13 protein-coding genes and 1 pseudogene are annotated in these 15,999 nt (G+C 63.3%); 5 read left to right on the top strand and 9 right to left on the bottom strand.

Annotated elements, in window-relative coordinates:
- The 5 genes from OOJ09_RS01700 to ftsZ all read right to left on the bottom strand — a co-directional run bounded on the left by OOJ09_RS01700 (position 1) and on the right by ftsZ (position 6,009).
- Positions 1-858, bottom strand: a complete 858-nt coding sequence (locus OOJ09_RS01700; protein ID WP_269903527.1) for a carbohydrate ABC transporter permease — start codon at positions 856-858, stop codon at positions 1-3.
- 9 nt (positions 859-867) lie between these two features.
- Positions 868-1,791, bottom strand: a complete 924-nt coding sequence (locus OOJ09_RS01695) for a carbohydrate ABC transporter permease (RefSeq protein ID WP_091576905.1) — start codon at positions 1,789-1,791, stop codon at positions 868-870.
- A 210-nt stretch (positions 1,792-2,001) separates the two neighbouring features.
- Positions 2,002-3,447, bottom strand: a complete 1,446-nt coding sequence (locus tag OOJ09_RS01690) for an ABC transporter substrate-binding protein (protein WP_269903526.1) — start codon at positions 3,445-3,447, stop codon at positions 2,002-2,004.
- A gap of 45 nt (positions 3,448-3,492) precedes the next feature.
- A complete protein-coding gene (locus OOJ09_RS01685; RefSeq protein WP_269903525.1) occupies positions 3,493-4,467 on the bottom strand; it encodes a sugar-binding transcriptional regulator in 975 nt (324 codons plus the stop codon).
- A 504-nt stretch (positions 4,468-4,971) separates the two neighbouring features.
- On the bottom strand, positions 4,972-6,009 hold the full coding sequence (gene ftsZ, locus OOJ09_RS01680; protein WP_269903524.1) for a cell division protein FtsZ: 1,038 nt from the start codon (positions 6,007-6,009) through the stop codon (positions 4,972-4,974).
- Between the two features lie 542 nt (positions 6,010-6,551).
- Here ftsZ and OOJ09_RS01675 point away from each other — a divergent pair.
- On the top strand, positions 6,552-8,618 hold the full coding sequence (locus tag OOJ09_RS01675; RefSeq protein WP_269903523.1) for a N,N-dimethylformamidase beta subunit family domain-containing protein: 2,067 nt from the start codon (positions 6,552-6,554) through the stop codon (positions 8,616-8,618).
- Between the two features lie 91 nt (positions 8,619-8,709).
- On the opposite strand, the gene OOJ09_RS01670 is transcribed toward OOJ09_RS01675, so the two are convergent.
- The gene (locus tag OOJ09_RS01670) at positions 8,710-8,931 is read right to left on the bottom strand and encodes a hypothetical protein (protein WP_269903522.1); all 222 of its coding nucleotides are present in this window, start codon (positions 8,929-8,931) and stop codon (positions 8,710-8,712) included.
- 31 nt (positions 8,932-8,962) lie between these two features.
- Positions 8,963-9,308: pseudogene (locus tag OOJ09_RS01665) on the bottom strand (IS1 family transposase); the annotation flags it as partial.
- 143 nt (positions 9,309-9,451) lie between these two features.
- On the opposite strand from OOJ09_RS01665, the gene OOJ09_RS01660 reads away from it, so the two are divergent.
- Positions 9,452-10,150: a GntR family transcriptional regulator gene (locus OOJ09_RS01660; protein WP_269903521.1), complete on the top strand. Its 699-nt coding sequence runs from the start codon at positions 9,452-9,454 to the stop codon at positions 10,148-10,150.
- 219 nt (positions 10,151-10,369) lie between these two features.
- Positions 10,370-11,725, top strand: a complete 1,356-nt coding sequence (locus tag OOJ09_RS01655) for a glutamine synthetase family protein (RefSeq protein ID WP_269903520.1) — start codon at positions 10,370-10,372, stop codon at positions 11,723-11,725.
- A gap of 117 nt (positions 11,726-11,842) precedes the next feature.
- Here OOJ09_RS01655 and OOJ09_RS01650 read toward each other — a convergent pair whose 3' ends face one another.
- Positions 11,843-12,532, bottom strand: coding sequence for an SDR family NAD(P)-dependent oxidoreductase (locus OOJ09_RS01650; protein WP_269903519.1), 690 nt, complete (start codon positions 12,530-12,532; stop codon positions 11,843-11,845).
- 223 nt (positions 12,533-12,755) lie between these two features.
- On the bottom strand, positions 12,756-13,616 hold the full coding sequence (locus OOJ09_RS01645; protein ID WP_269903518.1) for a MurR/RpiR family transcriptional regulator: 861 nt from the start codon (positions 13,614-13,616) through the stop codon (positions 12,756-12,758).
- A 193-nt stretch (positions 13,617-13,809) separates the two neighbouring features.
- On the opposite strand from OOJ09_RS01645, the gene murA reads away from it, so the two are divergent.
- Together murA and OOJ09_RS01635 are read left to right on the top strand one after the other, a co-directional pair.
- Positions 13,810-15,066 carry a UDP-N-acetylglucosamine 1-carboxyvinyltransferase gene (murA, locus tag OOJ09_RS01640; RefSeq protein WP_269903517.1) on the top strand — a complete coding sequence of 419 codons (1,257 nt, stop codon included), beginning with the start codon at positions 13,810-13,812 and terminating at the stop codon, positions 15,064-15,066.
- On the top strand, positions 15,063-15,947 hold the full coding sequence (locus tag OOJ09_RS01635; protein WP_269903516.1) for an N-acetylglucosamine kinase: 885 nt from the start codon (positions 15,063-15,065) through the stop codon (positions 15,945-15,947). The genes murA and OOJ09_RS01635 overlap by 4 nt, the downstream gene beginning before the upstream one ends.
- Positions 15,948-15,999: the final 52 nt, after the last annotated feature.

Here is a 15,999-nt window from a genome sequence, read left to right as displayed (position 1 = left end):
CTATCCTTTCACCGCGCCGAGCGACAGACCTTCGACAAGATAGCGCTGCGCATAAAGGGCGAGCGCCAGCGTCGGCGTGATCGACAACACGATGGCCGCCGAAATCTGGCCATACTGGATGCCCGAGGAGGTGATGAAGGCGAGCGCTCCGACCGTCACCGGCTGCTTGTCGGCCGAGGCCAACACCAGCGCGAAGACGAAGTTGTTCCAGGCAAAGATGAAGGCGAGCAAGCCGGCGGCGGCGATGCCCGGGCCGGCAAGCGGCAGCGCGATCTTGCGGAAGGTGGCGAACCAGGAATGGCCGCCGATGCGATAGGCATATTCGATGTCGGCCGGAATGTCCTCGAAATAGCCGCGCACGATCCACAGGATCAGTGGCAGGCAGATCAGCTGGTAGACCCAGATCAGCCCGATATAGGTGTTGGCCAATCCAAGCTTCTGGAAATAGAGGGTGAGCGGCAGGAGCACCAGCAGCGCCGGCGCGAACTTGAACGACAGCAGCGTGAAGGCGATGTCCTCCGAACCGCGGAACTTGTGCCGCGCGAAGGCGTAGGCCGCCGGGACGCCGAGCAGCAGCGACACGGCAACCGAGGTGACCGACAGGAACACCGAATTCCAGAGATTGCGCATGAAGGCGATGTCGAGCGTGCCGGCCGCCGTCACCAGCTTGCCGGTAATCAGCGCGGTGTAGTTGGCCAGCGTCGGCTCGAAGATCAACTGCGGCGGAATGCGCAGGATGGTCTCGTTGGTCTGGAACGACATCATGAAGATCCAGGCGATCGGGAACATGAAGAAGATCACGACCAGCGTCAGTGCCACGCCGCGCAGGATGCGTTCGAGCAAGGAGGTGTGTTCCATGTCCGCCTCCTATGCCTGGCCGCGGGCGCGTTCGCGCAGCCGCAGCCAGTTCTTGATGAAGATGTTGGAGAGGAAATAGGTGATCGCCCACAGGATGATCATCAGCGCCGCCGAGCGGCCGACATTGGTCGACTGGAAGAAGTTGAGGTAGGCCTCGACCTGGAACACGGTCAGCGTATCGCCAGGCCCGCCCTGCGTCATCGCGTAGATGATGTCGAACTGCTGGATGGAGTCGAGCAGGCGGAACAGCGTCGCCGTCAGTATGTAGGGCGTCAGCATCGGCAAGGTGATGCGGAAGAACACGAAGCTCCTCGGCACGCCATCGAGTGCCGCGGCCTCGAAAGGCTGCGTCGGCAGGCTGCGCAGGCCGGCGAGCAGGAGGATCATGATGAAGGGCGTGTAGACCCAGATGTCGACGAGCACGACGGTGAAGAGCGCCGTCGACGGCGACGAGGCCCAGCGGAAGTCCTGCAGCCCGATCAGGCTCGCGAGATAACTCAGCACACCGAAGCCGGGATTGGTCATCAGCTTCCACATCAGCGCGGCCAGCGCCGGCGCCGTCATCAGCGGCATCAACAGCATGATCGAGATGAAATTGTTCAGCGTCGAGCGCTTCTGCAGCAGCATGGCGATGGCGAGACCGAGAAGCAGCTCCAGCACGACCGTGGTTCCCGCATAGAGCAGCGAGACCTTGAGCGTGTTCCAGAACTTCGGGTCGGTGAAGAAGGAGATGTAGTTGTCGCCCCAGTTGAACTGCCGTGCCCAGGGCTGGCTCAGACGGTAGCGCTGGAACGAATAGACGACCGAGGTCAGGAACGGGATGAGGATGCCAATGCAGACCAGCAAGGCCGGCAGGCTGAGCACGTAGGGCAATACCCTCTTGCTGATCCTGAAGCCGGACGGCCCGGCCCTTTGTGTTGTTGCGGCAGTCATCCGCTGCTCCATGATCCCTGTTGCTTCGCCCGGCCGGCCGCCCAAGGGAGCCGGGCGGCCGGTGGGCGAATTGGCGGCACTTTTTCGAGCATCGGTTTTTTCCCAAAACCGGATTCCACTTTTGGGTCCGATGCTCCAGGCGCCGCGTCGCAGACGCGAAAGTCGGGTCGGGACTGGCCTGCCGCAGCGAGCCAGTCCCTGGGCCTTGGCCTAGCCGAGGCCGGCTTCCTTGAGCTGGCCGTCGATGCTCTCGGCCAGCTTGTCGAGGCCCTCGTCGACCGGCACTTCCTTGGCCACCATCTTCTGCAGCGTCGCCGCCCATTCGGTGGTGAGATCGAAGAACAGCGGCTGCGCCGTGAACTTGATGCTGGCGCCCGGCGCCGAGGCGTCGAACATCTCGACATAGCCCGGATAGCTCTTGTTCAGCTTGTCGCGGAACATCTCGTCCTTCCAGACCGACTGGCGGACCGGATTGACGAAGTCCATCTTGGTGGCGCCGAACAGCCCGTGCTCCGGACCGGAGGCCCATTGCATGAAGTACCAGGTGGCGTCCTTGTCCTTCGAGAAATTGGACATTGCCAGCGACCAGATCCAGATGTTGGGCGTCGCCGCCTTGGCTGCCGGATTGGCCTTGAAGCTTGCAAAGGCGAGCTTGCCGGCCATCTTGTTGTCGCCGCCATTCATGAAGTAGCCGAGGATATCGGCGTCGAAGATCATCGCCGAGGCGCCGGCGCCGAGATCGGTGCCGACCTGATACCATGTGTAGGTCGACCAGTCCTTGGGGCCGCTCTCCTGGATCATCTGAACCCACTGCTTGTGGAAAGCCTTGGACTGGGCGGTGTTCATCGCGGCCGACAATTTGCCGTCAGCCGAGACATTGAGATCCTTCTGGTCAAAGTTGGCATAGGCCGACAGGAAGCCTGGATGGATCGTCGCCCAGGAGCGCGAGCCACGCACGCCGATACCGTAGACGCCGCCACCGACATCCTTGGTGAGCTTGGCCGCCGCGGCAACCATCTCGTCCATGTTGCCGGGAATGGTGACGCCGGCCTTGTCGAACATGGCCTTGTTGTAGGTGATGTTGTTCTGCTCAAAGCCCCACGGAATGCACCACTGCTTGGCGTCGTCCGAACCGAGCGCGCCGCCCGGCTTGCCATTCCAGGCACAGGAATTCCTGACGCCGGGCAGGAAGTCGTCCCAGGCATAGTTCGGGTTGGTCTTGGCCGGGTCCTTGATCCATTCGTTGAGGTCGGTGATCCAGCCGGCCGGACCATAGGTCCAGGTCATGTAGGCGCCGGTCATGAAGGCATCATATTCGGGCGAGCTCGCCGATAGCGCCGCGGTGACCTTGTCGAAATAGACGTCTTCCGGGAACACGTCATAGACGACGTTCATGCCGGTCAGCTGCTTGAAGTTCTCGAGATCGGCGATCATCGCGTCGGCGTAAGGGTGCTTGTTGAGCAAGAGCTTGATGGTCTTGCCCTTGTGCGCCTTCCAGTCGAAGTCCGCGGCAAGCGCGCGGGTCTGGCCCAGATTGAGCAGCATGCCGGCGGTACCGGCGGCAAGGCCCATCGCACCCAGTCCCTTGATCAGCCCGCGACGGTCGACTTGTCCGCGCAGGAAGGCGTCAATGAGGTCTTTCTCTTTCTCATGCATTTCGTCTTCTCCTCCACAGGGTAGTTTCAACTGAACGGTTGCCGGCTACCCGACCGGCGTCTCTCCCACGAGCGATCGCGCCGTCCGCTCGTCGGTTATCAGGCCCCTGAGATAGCGGCTCTCCAGCACCGACTTGATGGCACGAACCTTCACCTTGCCGCCGGCGACGGCGACAATCCGGCGATTGCTGATATCCTCCCTGGCCAGCGCCAGCGCCCGGTTGGAAACGGTCGTCGCCACCGCTTTGCCGGCATCATCGAAGAAATGGCCGAGCAATTCGCCGACACCGCCGTTGCGGCGGATCTCCTCCATCTCGCCCTTTTCGATCATGCCGGTGGCAACCAGCGACGCCTCGCGTTCGGCGGTGCCGATGCCGGCAAGCAGCAGGTCGGCCGATTTGGCGAGATCGAAGACCTCGCTGATGCCCTTCTGCCCGAGCAGCACGAGCCGGTCCTCCGCCGTGTTGGCGAACATCGGCACCGGCATGACGTAGGCTTCGGCGCCTGTGCGTTCGGCGAGGCGGTGGATGACATCATGTGGGTTGGCCGAGAATTTCCGCGTCAGGCCGCCGAGCAGCGAGACAAAGCGGATCTTGTCGGTCGAGGTGCGCGGCAGATATTCCACGCAAGCGGCCAGCGTGCGGCCATGGCCGACGCCGATCAGCGCCTCCTCGCCGCGTTCGATCTCGCGCTTGAGAAATTGCGCGCCGGCGATGCCGAGCGCCTTGAGCGGCAGATCCTCCGAATCGAAATCGGGAACCACCTCGCAATAATCGAGGCCGTAGCGGCGGGACAGTTCGTCCTCGAGCTCGACGCATTCCGACACTTCGCCGTCGATATAGACCTTCACCAGCCCTTCCTGGTTGGCCTTGGTGATCAGGCGATGCGCCTTGAGGCTGGTCAGCCCCAGCCGCTTGGCAACCTCGGACTGGGTCAGGCCGCCGGCGTAATGAAGCCATGCGGCACGCGCCGCCATGCTGGTCTCATCGTCGCGCAAGAGCCCGTTGCCAAATCCGACCATTTCCGCCCTTTGATATTTTTATCAGCTTGTGCAAAATTTTTCACAAGACATCCCCGGAGTCAAGCGCCCAGCCATGCGCGAGGGTTCAAACAGCCTCCGGGCTGTTCAACGACAGTCGTGCGTGGGAGCAAAGTGCGGGCAGCCGGCCGCATGCGCAGCACCAGTCAGGAACTGCGGCGGCAGCCAGAAGAGAAAAGGCGCTTATACTTCGCCCAGGAAAGAGCGGAGGCTATGCCGATCCAGGCAAGGGCTCTCGGGTGGAAATCCGATTGCCGCATAGTCGCTGCACGATAGGGCTGACTGCGTTGTCAAAGGTCCGAGGCCAAGCTGCCCGGCACGCAAATCGCGATGACGCCGCTGCGAAGACGGGCCGCGTTTTGCCACCGGCATCGATCGCGAATCCGCAACCATGCGGCGACGCCAGGGATCGTCCCTCGCCCAGAACGCCATGGGCGCAATGCCCGGAGGCAGAGCTTTGCCGGGCGGCGTCGGATCAAATACGCCCTACTGCAGTATCCGCGATGGCGCCTGGCCTGAACGGTTGCCCGTGAACTCGGCGTTGGCGTCCCCAGCCTCAAACGGGCGATCGAGCCCGGTCGCCACGACCGACACCCTGAACTTGCCTTCCAGATTCTTGTCGAAGATGGCGCCGACGATGATGTCGGCATCCTCATAGACCTCTTCGCGTATGCGGGTGGCGGCTTCATCGACCTCGAACAGGGTCATGTCGCGGCCGCCCGATATCGAGACCAGAACGCCCTTTGCGCCCTTCATCGAAGCCTCATCCAGAAGCGGATTGGCGATTGCCGCTTCCGCCGCCTTGATGGCCCGGCTTTCGCCGGACGCCTCGCCCGTACCCATCATCGCGCGGCCCATGCCCCGCATCACCGATTTCACATCGGCGAAGTCGAGATTGATCAGGCCTTCCTTGACGATCAGGTCGGTAATGCAGCCGACACCGGAATAGAGCACCCGGTCGGCGATGACGAAAGCGTCGGCGAAGGTGGTCTTGGCATCGGCGATCCTGAACAGGTTCTGGTTCGGGATGACGATTACGGTGTCGGCGCTCTCGCGAAGCCGCGCGATGCCTTCCTCGGCCATCTGCATGCGCCGCTTGCCCTCGAACGCGAACGGCTTGGTGACGACACCCACGGTCAGGATGCCGGCCTTGCGCGCCGCGTGCGCGATAATCGGAGCGGCGCCGGTTCCCGTGCCGCCGCCCATGCCGGCGGTGACGAAACACATATGCGTGCCCTGGAGATGGTCCATGATCTCGTCGAGCGATTCCTCGGCTGCGGCACGGCCGATCTCGGGAAGCGATCCGGCACCCAGCCCCTCGGTGACGTGAGCGCCAAGCTGGATCAGCCTCGTTGCCTTCGACATTGCAAGCGCCTGGGCGTCGGTGTTGGCGGCGATGAACTCGGTGCCCTGAAGCTGCTCCGCGATCATGTTGTTGACGGCATTCCCACCTCCGCCGCCAACGCCGATCACGGTGATCTTGGGTCTCATCTCGGAGATCTCGGGCTTCTTGAACTCGGCCATGCCGCTTTCTCCTTTGCCAATTGCGCGCTTCACGACCACCCGCAGACTGCCTTGGGGGGTATTGCAAGCGAGCGGTATGATGCGAATCAGTCCGCTCGGATGGGTGCCCCAAAAAGCCAGAGAGCGGCCGCGCGTGCAAGTGCGGCAAAAGTCAAGATTTGTGATGACGAGATCGACCTCGTGCCGCAGGACCGTCCGCCCCCGGCGATCCCGCGATCAGGCGCCGCTTCTGGACGACCTAGCGCTCCGGAACCCGACTGGGTCGCCCCGCTCCAGGATCGGCCTCGGCGACCGCGGGCGGAGACTCGGACGCGAACCAACGGGCACGCAGCAACGACACGATCGCCGGCTCATGCGAGCGCAGGCATTCCTCGGCGCGAGGCCTTCAAAAAACGGACTTTGTCTCCAATCATGCAGCGATGGGGGTATACCCCCAGGAAACGATGCCGGTAGTGTGATTCAAAAAGGGGTACGAGAGAATTGTCGAATTTGCCATCCAACGGATTGCACCGACCGGAATCGCGGCTCGGACTTTTGCCGAGATGAGACGTCCCGTCGATCACGGCGCCATGGCCGTTTCAGGTTACACGGTTCCCTGGCACGCAGCGGCCGGAACGCCTGTCGCCCTTCATGTCTCGTCGTCGCGGCAAGTGCGCGATGTGCGGATCGTACGGCTCGACACGCCCTCGGCTGAATTCATGGATTGGCACGTTGGGCCGACCGGGGATGCCGCGTCCCACCGCGACTTCGATCAGGGGTCGTTCCTGAAGATCGCGGCGTCGGAACTTGCCAAGTGCGCGGAGATCAGCGGCGTCGCCTTTGAAGTGTATCTGACCCGCAATGACGGCGTCCGGGTGCTGTTTGAGAGCGGTGCATTGCGGCTTCAGCTGCAGGACGGAAAGCTGACTTTCCTCCATCATGGCGAAGCGCTTCAGACCGGCGACACCATACCGGCAAACACCTGGCTGGTGGTCGAGATTTCATCCGATGACAGCGGGACAGTCCTTCGGATCAGCTCGGACGACCTGTTGGCGCCGTTTCGCCTGCATCGGCAATTCAATCTGCCCTGGCAGCCTCCGTCAGACGGCGTGTTCTTCGGTGCGAGCGCGGCAAACGATGTCAGGTCGCTCAACGCCAAATTCTCGGCAATCGCCCTGCAAACCACAACCGGACGCGTTGCCTGGACGTTCCCCACCTTGCTGCCGAGCGGCCCGATCGCCTCGACAGGCGGAGATGGCGTCCTCTTGCTGGAAGCGGTCAACCAGCCGGCGTTCTGCATGACCTCGCGCCGCTGGGACGGATCGAGTTTCGATCCAAGGCTGGTGCCGTCACACTACGACGCCCTGCATTGCCACGACGACGACATGGGATCGTTGCAATGGCCAGCCTCATACCATTTGCATGTCCCCGCCGAGGCGGCAGCCGGCGTCTATGCCTTCGAGGTCGGCCATGACGGCGGATCGGAGCGTATCGTCTTTTTCATCACCTCGTCCATCCGTCGCTCACCGCTGTTGTTCCTGGTGCCGACGGCCACCTATCTCGCTTACGCGGACGAATTCCTGCCCGCGCATCTGTACGAGTGGATGTGCGAGGATCGTGGCCATCGCTTCGCGATCGATAACAATCTGAAGTCGCTCTACGACTACCACAGCGACCTCAGCGGCGTGTCGATCTGCTCCTACCGGAAGCCGAAGGCGACGCTGCGTGACGACTACAATTACCCGCTGTGTGGTTGTCCGCACAATCTGCCGGTCGACCTGCACCTGCTGCGCTTCTGCCACAGCAACGGCATCGCCTTCGACCTCATCACCGACCGCGACCTGCATGAGCGGGGTCTCGCCGGCCTGCAGGGGTATCGGGCTGTCGTCACCGGCAGCCATCCGGAATACATGTCGATCGAAATGGAACATGCCCTGCGCCAGTTCGCGGCAACAGGCGGCAGCATCGCCTATCTCGGCGGCAATGGTTTTGCCGGCAAGGTCGCGTTCCAGGGCGATCTGATGGAACTGCGCCGTTCGCCGCTCGAAGCGGCGCGCACCTGGGATGGGCCAATCGCCGAACAATCGCTGTCGATCACCAACCAGCCGGGCGGCCATCTTCGCGCCAGCGGACGCGGCGAATTCTCGCTGACCGGCGTCGCCATCTCGCTGATGGGCTTCGACGGCGCGCGCCCCTTCACGCGCACACCGCAAAGCCATGAACCTTCGGCCGCATGGCTGTTCGACGGCGTCGCCGACGAGACCTTCGGCAACGAGGGCATCGTGCTCGGCGGCGCGGCCGGCTATGAGGTCGATGCCACCGATCCACACCTTGGCACGTCCCCCGACACTATAGTCATTGCGCGTGCAACCGGCTTCCCGGACAGTTTCGTCCATGACGCGACGCGCTGGTACGAGGGCGGCGCCAGCGAGTGCGCCTCGCGCCGCTGCGCGGAGATGACGCTGCGCCATCTTCCTTCAGGAGGTTTGATCTTCTGCGCGAGTTCGGTCGCCTGGTGCGGCGCATTGCCGACGGGAAGTGCCATGAACGACGTCGGCAGGATCACGATGAATTTGCTGACGCATCTGGCGGCGGCAAAGAGCCGGCCGGCCAGACGCAGCAGCTCTTGATGCACGATGCCGAGGAGGCCGTCTGTCTGTCCGATCGCATCTTTGTCATGGGCCTCAACCCGGGGCACCAAGGAGTGCATTCGGTAATGGGTCAGTTTGAAATCTGTCTCGCCTGAACGTGGCTTAATAGCCAGACGACATATCGTTCCACATCAAGCCTGCGAGCGGTTCCAACTACATTTGCCCAGGTATCCTGAGGACTGGCGCCAGACGCGATCATGGCCGGTGCGTTGTGAAATGAGTCAGCGAGCACCTGTGCTCTGGATAGATCATCGGTCGCGCGAATTTCGACGAGAACGATGCCGAGAGCCATCAGAATATTTTCGTTCGTGATGGGTTTAGGATCATCCAATTGAGACGCCTTTCTTCCGGTACGGTCCGCGCGTCATTGGCTTCTCGGCTTCCTTGGCTTCGATCAGCGCCACGATGTCACTAATCTCCCAAAGCTTGCCAGTGACGCCAGCGGCCGTCGCAGGCGTCATGCGAAGCGCAGCATGAATGCGCACAAAATTGTAGTACATGAAGTGTAGCGCCACGGCATTGGCGAGCCTCGACCTTCTTGGAAAAGCCGTTAGTCAGACGAGTGAAGCGGCGCATATGCATCCGCATGGTGAGGTTCTGGCGTTCGGCAAATGACGTGCTGACATGCTTGATGCCTGGATTGCCTTCGATCCATTCTTTCCGGGCGCCAGTGCGGTGCCTTGCGACACTGCGATCGATGCGTCTATCATGCCGACCCACAAGTCGCTGACAACGGCCCACACACGGCGTTCAGCCAGCATAACAATTACTAGCGGCGAATGTCGTCAGCTGCGTAGATTAGCGACCCGCCAATGGCCGACAGAACACAATACGGGTTGACCGCCGTCGACACCGTTCCCTTGCATGAAAAAGTCTATCTGGAACTCGTGCGGGCCCTGATGTCCGGCCAGTTCGTACCTGGCCAGAAACTGACCTCGCGCAAGCTCGCCAAGGAACTGGGCACCAGCGACATGCCGGTGCGCAGCGCCTTCATGCGGCTTCAGGCATTGCGCGCGCTCAGCCCGATGCCGAACGGCAGCGTGGAGGTGCCGGTGATCTCGGCCGAACGCTTTTCGCAATTGACCGCCGTGCGGACGATCCTCGAAGGCTCGGCGACCGAGCTTGCGACAAAACTCATCAACGGCAACAATCTGCGGACGATCCGACGCCACGGCACCGAACTGACCCAGGCAGCCCGCAAGGGCGATATCGGCGACTATCTCAGGAAGAACTACGACTTCAAATTCTCGATCTATCGCCATTGCGGCAATGAGCAGATGATCTTCCTGATCGAGACCGTATGGATGCAGGTCGGCCCATTCCTGCGGAACCTCGCCATGGGGTTCGAGGATGACCTCGCCTCCATCCTCGACATCGACTATCACGAGGAAGCCGTCGCGGCGATCGAGGCCCAGGACGGGGAACGAGCCCGCGCAGCCATCGTGCGCGACATCGACGAAGGCGCCACACATATCCTGCAGCAGGCCAGATTTCCGGAGACAAGAACCTAGAAATGCCACTTGGCTTTCCATTCCCTTGCCTCTATGTTGCGATCGCAGATCGCGCAATTGGTTTTTGAAATGCCTCCCGATATCCCGGCTAGTGAATTGAAAAAATAAGGAAAACGCTCCGGCAGCAGCCAGGGTTCGTTTTCGAAAAACTCACAAGCTATTTTTACCAGGGACAGTGCGGTCGATCAGGCCGCGGCACCAAAAACCAGAGGTTGGAAATTGAGCGATGCAATTGCGGACGTTCTGAACTGGCTTGAAAGCAGAAGCGATATCCAGAGCCTGAGGGCGGCGGTGTGCGACCTCAACGGTGTCATGCGCGGCAAGCGCATCCCGGTCGAGCAGGCACGCAAGGCGCTGGAAGGCAAGCTGCGCATGCCCTATTCGCTGATTGGCCTCGACATCTGGGGCGAGGACATCGAAGGCAACACGCTGGTCTTCTCGACCGGCGATGCCGACGGACTCTGCCAATGGACCGGACGCGGCATTCTCCCGGTGGAATGGACGGCGCATCCGACGGCACTTGTCCCGCTCTGGCTCGCCGACGAAACCGGCGCGCCCTATCTCGGCGATCCCCGGCGGGCGCTGGCCCGCATCCTCGACCGCTACAAGGCCTTGGGCCTGACCCCGGTCGCGGCGACCGAACTTGAATTCTATCTGGTCGATCCGCAGTCGCAGCGGCCGGTCGGGCCCGTCTCGCCGGTCACCGGGCGCCGTCTCGATTCCGATGCGGCGTTGTCGATCGACGAGATCGACGATTTCGAATCCTTCATCCATGACGTCTACGAAGCCTGCCGGGCACAAGGCATTCCCGTCGACACCGCCATTGCCGAAAACGGCGTCGGCCAGTTCGAGATCAATTTGAACCATGTCGCGGACGCCCTGCGGGCGGCCGACGATGCCGTCCTGTTCAAGCGCACGGTCAAGGGCATCGCCCGCAAGCACGGCTTCGCCGCCTGTTTCATGGCAAAGCCCTATGGCGACCGCGCCGGCAATGGCTTTCACGTCCATTTCAGCCTTGTCGACGGCGAAGGTCGCAACGTCTTCGACGACGGCACCGATCAGGGTTCGGAGATCATGCGCCATGCGGTCGGCGGCCTGCTTGCGGCAATGGCCGAGAGCACGCTGGTGTTCGCACCGCATTTCAATTCATACCGCAGGCTTCGTCCGAGGTCCTACGCGCCGACCGCTGTCGCCTGGGGCTACGAGAACCGGATGGTCGCGATCCGCATTCCCGGCGGCCCGACAGGCGCGCGCCGCATCGAGCATCGCGTGTCGGGAGCGGATGCCAATCCCTATCTGGTGCTTGCGGCCATATTGGGCGCCGCACTGATCGGCATTGAAAGACAGTTGTCGCCGGGCGATCCGGCCGGCAGCGATGGACAAGGGCTTGTTCCGGCCAAGCTGCCGCCGGACTGGGCGTCCGCGATCGCCGCCTTCGAGAGCGGGCCGCATGTAGCGGAGATCTTTCCGGCGATCCTGCGCGACTCCTTCATCGCCTGCAAACGCCAGGAACTGAATACGTTCGCACTCAATGTCAGCGATTTCGAGATCGAGACCTATCTCGAAAGCGTCTAGCCCCGACTGACCGGTGCGGTGACGAGAATCGCAACCCGGCCCTGGTCCAAACTACGACGCGTTTCCGCCACCACTGCGTCGCCGTTACTGCCGGCTACAGAGCAATCAGCTGGATCGTCAGAACGCCTCGACCCATGGCCTGAGCTCGACTTCGAAGCTCCAAGCGCTCCGGTGCTGACGATGGGTCGCGATATAGGCCTCGGCGATCGCGTCCGGCGACAGACGGCGGTCCGGCCGGTCGGGATCGGCGGGCTGTCCCGGCGGCTCGATCTGGCCGTCGATGACGAAATGCGCGACATGGATGTTCTTGGGACCCAGTTCGCGGGCCATGGATTGCGCCAGTCCGCGCAGCCCGAATTTCGGCATGGCAAAGCCGGCGGAGCCGGAAAATCCCTTGATACTGGCGGTGGCACCGGTGAACAGGATCGATCCCGAGCCGCGCGCCAGCAGCCGCCGCGCCGCCTGCTGGCCGACCAGGAAGCCACCATAGGCGCCGACCAGCAGGGCCTGCCTGACCGCATCGGGATCGAGCTCGGCGATCGGGCCGCGCGTGCGCCCGCTGGCGTTGAACACCGCAAGCGCCAGCGGACCGGCCTTGTCGGCGGTCTCGAACAGATTTGCGACGGAGGCTGGATCGGCGACGTCCGTCTCGACGGCCAGCGCGCCGGTTTCGTCGACCAGGGGGGCGAGTTTCTGGACATTGCGGGCGGCCAGGACCACACGAAAGCCATCCCTGGCGAGAAGGCGTGCCAGCGAGGCGCTAAGGCCCTGCCCCGCGCCTGCTATCACTGCGACGTCGGATGCCATGGTATTTTCCTCCTTGCGAACGAACGCGCTGCGTTTCGCAGCGTCGCGCCTTCGGCGACGAGAGGCAAGAAAAGCCTTGCTGGAATTTTGGCGTCTGGCGGATGCGGATGCCGAAAGCCGCGCGTGCAAGCTCGCGGACGACCAGCCGACCTGCGACCTCGGCAGGACAGAAGGGATGGGAAGGACCGCCGCGGGTTAAGTTGGCCCGCGTTGCCCAGCCATCCTACGAGGCGCGATCCGCCTTCAGCACCGAGACCGCCGCTTCGCTGTTGTGGACATAGTCGTTGGCGTCGGGTTGCTTCTGCACGAGCAGGATGAACAGCAAATCGGTCAGTGTCAGCTGCGCGTCGCGCGCGGTGATCGAGGAAGAGCGCGCGCGCTCCTCGTCGGCGACGGTGTAAAGGCGGATGTCGGCGACGCGGCTCAGCGGATTGTCGTGCAGGCCGGTGACGGCGATCACCATCGTGCCGCGCTTGCGGGCAAGCTCGGCGATGCGCAAGGTTTCGATGCTGGCGCCGGAATAGGAGAGTGCGAACAGCACATCGCCGGGCCCGAGCGTCGAGACATTGGCCATCTGGATGTGGCTGTCGCTGTCATGCAGCACGTTGCGGCCGAGCTTCATCAGCTTGTAGGAGAAATCGCGCGCCACCAGCGAGGAGGCGCCGACACCGACCAGATGGATGCGGCGCGCGCCATCCAGCAGTTCCAGCGTCCTGGAGATGATCCGCTCGCTGTTGGCGGCGACGGTCTGCTGCATCGACAGGAGCTTGCTGCCGATCAGCTTCTTCAGGATGACCTGGTAGTTGTCGCCGACCTCGATGGAGCCGTGGATGACGCCGGCCGGCACCTGCCATTCCTGCGCCTTGGCCTCGCTGACCGCGAGCTTGAGTTCCTGATAGCTGGCATAGCCGAGCTTCTGGCTGAACTTGACGACGCTCGACTGGCTGCGCCCGATCTCGGCCGCGAGAGCCGCCGTCGACAGGCGCAGCATCTGGTCGGGATTGTCGACGATGTACTGGCCGATCTCGCGATCGCCGGGCGCCATGGCGTCAAGCTTCGCATTGATCCTGTTCAAGACGGACACGGGAATCCCTCGCGCTTTCAGGCCCGCAAGCCGCAGACGACCTGCCGGGTCAAGGAATAAATTATTCCAATTTCGATTGACAGCCAAGAACGCAGAATTAATTCTCGACCTAGACCGGGCCAACAACCGGGATTCGGAGCATTGTCTCCGGAGCGAGACGCCGGCCCGGCTCTCATCACCAAGGTTTCAGCCCATGGACAGATTGCGGATCGTCGGCGGACAAAGGCTGGAAGGCGCGGTGACGATATCCGGCGCCAAGAACGCCGCGCTGCCGCAGATAGCGGCGGCGCTGCTCAGCCCCTACCCGCTCGAACTGACCAACCTCCCTGATGTGACCGACGTCGAAAACATGCTCAGCGTCACGCGGCTTCATGGCGCCGAGGTGACACGGTCGGCCCATGCCGCGACGATCGACACCAGTGCCGCCGTTTCCAAGGAAACGTCCTACGATACGGTCAGAAAGATGCGGGCGACGGTGCTCGTTCTGGCGCCGCTGCTCGCCCGTTTCGGTCAGGCGCGGGTCTCGCTGCCGGGCGGCTGCGCGATCGGCGCGCGGCCGGTCGACATGCATGTGGCGGCACTCGCCGCGCTCGGCGCCAGGATTGCCATCGAGAACGGCTCGATCGTCGCCTCGGCTCCGAACGGACTGACCGGCACGCGCATCGTCTTGAGCTCGCCGTCGGTCGGGGCAACGGAAACCGCGATGATGGCGGCGGCCACGGCAAAGGGCGAAACCGAAATCCTGAACGCGGCGCGCGAACCCGAGGTGGCCGACCTCGCCGCTTGCCTCAACGCCATGGGCGCGCACATCGAGGGCGCCGGCACGCACCGCATCCTGATTGCCGGCAGGACGAATTGGCATGCGGCAAGGCATGACATCATACCGGACCGGATCGAGGCCGGCACCTATGCCATCGCCGCGGCGATCACCGGTGGCCAGCTGGAGCTGACCCATGCCCGGCTCGAGCACATGGCCTCTGTCGTGCAATTGCTGGAGGCCACCGGCGTCAGCGTCTGGCCCGGCGACCGCGGGCTCATCGTGTCGCGCGACCGGCCGCTCAAGGCTGTCGACGTCACGACGGAACCCTATCCGGGGTTTCCGACCGACCTCCAGGCGCAGTTCATGGCGCTGATGTGTTGTGCCGAGGGCGCATCGCTGTTGCGTGAAACCATCTTCGAGAACCGCTTCATGCATGTTCCCGAACTGATGCGGCTCGGCGCCAACATCAAGCTGCAAGGCACCATGGCGCTGGTGCGCGGCGGCGAAAGGTTGCATGGCGCCCAAGTGATGGCCACCGATCTGCGGGCTTCGGTGTCGCTGGTGCTGGCGGCGCTGGTGTCCGAAGGCGAGACCATCATCAACCGCGTCTATCACCTCGACCGCGGCTATGAACAGCTGGACCGCAAGCTCCGCCTGTGCGGCGCCGACATCGAGCGGCTGAGCGCATGAGCAGCGGCGCGGATCACTATTTTCTCGGTGTCGACGGCGGCGGCACCGGTTGCCGGGCCCGCATCGAGGATGCGGACGGAACCGTGCTGGGACAGGGCCTGTCGGGCCCGGCAACGACCCGGCTCGGCATCGATACGGCCTGGGCCTCCATTGCCAAGGCTTTCGGCGCGGCGATCGAGGAGGCCGGCTTTGGACCGGCGCAGAGCGCCAGGATCCGCGCCGGCATCGGTCTTGCCGGCATCGGCCGCAAGGGTGCGCTGGAGACGTTGCGGGCGATCGCGCATCCCTTCGCCAGCATCGATTTCGTCAGCGACGGCGTCGGCGCCTGCCTGGGCGCGCATTCCGGCCAGGACGGCGCCATCGTCATTGCCGGCACGGGCTCGATCGGCCTCGGCTTCGTCGACGGGCGCGACCTGCGCGTCGGCGGCTACGGCTTTCCGATCTCCGACGAGGGCAGCGGCGCCGATCTTGGTCTGAAGGCCGTGCAACTGGCGTTGCGCGCCCATGACGGTCGGCACGAGCCGACCGCGCTGCTGGCGGAGGTGATGCAGCGCTTCGAAAGCGACCCGATGGAAGCCGTCGCCTGGATGGACCGAGCCAGCGCCACCGACTACGCGGCCCTGGCGCCGATGGTGATGCGCCATGCCGACCAGGGCGATCCGGTCGGACGGCGCATCGTGCAAAGCGCGGCCGAGCAGATCGATACGCTGGTGCGGGTGCTGTTCGAAAAAGGCGCACCGCGCGTGACCTTGCTGGGCGGACTGTCCAGCCCGCTCGAACCCTGGCTCTCTCCCGATGTCCGCCGCCGCCTGAAGCCCGCTGACGGCGACGCCGTGTCGGGAGCGATTATCCTTGCCAAGAGGTCCCTCGGCGGACGATAGCGCCTTGCCCCGATAGGAATAATATATTCCATATTCCTGTTGACGATACGAA

The sequence above is a fragment of the Mesorhizobium qingshengii genome (assembly GCF_027563465.1).
Taxonomy (GTDB): domain Bacteria; phylum Pseudomonadota; class Alphaproteobacteria; order Rhizobiales; family Rhizobiaceae; genus Mesorhizobium; species Mesorhizobium qingshengii_A.
This window is presented reverse-complemented; position numbering and strand designations above follow the sequence as displayed.

Excerpts from the sequence above, each read along its gene's own strand:
- OOJ09_RS01690 (WP_269903526.1), bottom strand. The coding sequence starts at position 3,447 with ATGCATGAGAAAGAGAAAGACCTCATTGACGCCTTCCTGCGCGGACAA.
- OOJ09_RS01670 (WP_269903522.1), bottom strand. The coding sequence starts at position 8,931 with ATGGCTCTCGGCATCGTTCTCGTCGAAATTCGCGCGACCGATGATCTA.
- OOJ09_RS01695 (WP_091576905.1), bottom strand. The coding sequence starts at position 1,791 with ATGACTGCCGCAACAACACAAAGGGCCGGGCCGTCCGGCTTCAGGATC.
- OOJ09_RS01700 (WP_269903527.1), bottom strand. The coding sequence starts at position 858 with ATGGAACACACCTCCTTGCTCGAACGCATCCTGCGCGGCGTGGCACTG.
- ftsZ (WP_269903524.1), bottom strand. The coding sequence starts at position 6,009 with ATGGCCGAGTTCAAGAAGCCCGAGATCTCCGAGATGAGACCCAAGATC.
- OOJ09_RS01660 (WP_269903521.1), top strand. The coding sequence starts at position 9,452 with ATGGCCGACAGAACACAATACGGGTTGACCGCCGTCGACACCGTTCCC.
- murA (WP_269903517.1), top strand. The coding sequence starts at position 13,810 with ATGGACAGATTGCGGATCGTCGGCGGACAAAGGCTGGAAGGCGCGGTG.
- OOJ09_RS01685 (WP_269903525.1), bottom strand. The coding sequence starts at position 4,467 with ATGGTCGGATTTGGCAACGGGCTCTTGCGCGACGATGAGACCAGCATG.
- OOJ09_RS01675 (WP_269903523.1), top strand. The coding sequence starts at position 6,552 with ATGAGACGTCCCGTCGATCACGGCGCCATGGCCGTTTCAGGTTACACG.
- OOJ09_RS01650 (WP_269903519.1), bottom strand. The coding sequence starts at position 12,532 with ATGGCATCCGACGTCGCAGTGATAGCAGGCGCGGGGCAGGGCCTTAGC.
- OOJ09_RS01635 (WP_269903516.1), top strand. The coding sequence starts at position 15,063 with ATGAGCAGCGGCGCGGATCACTATTTTCTCGGTGTCGACGGCGGCGGC.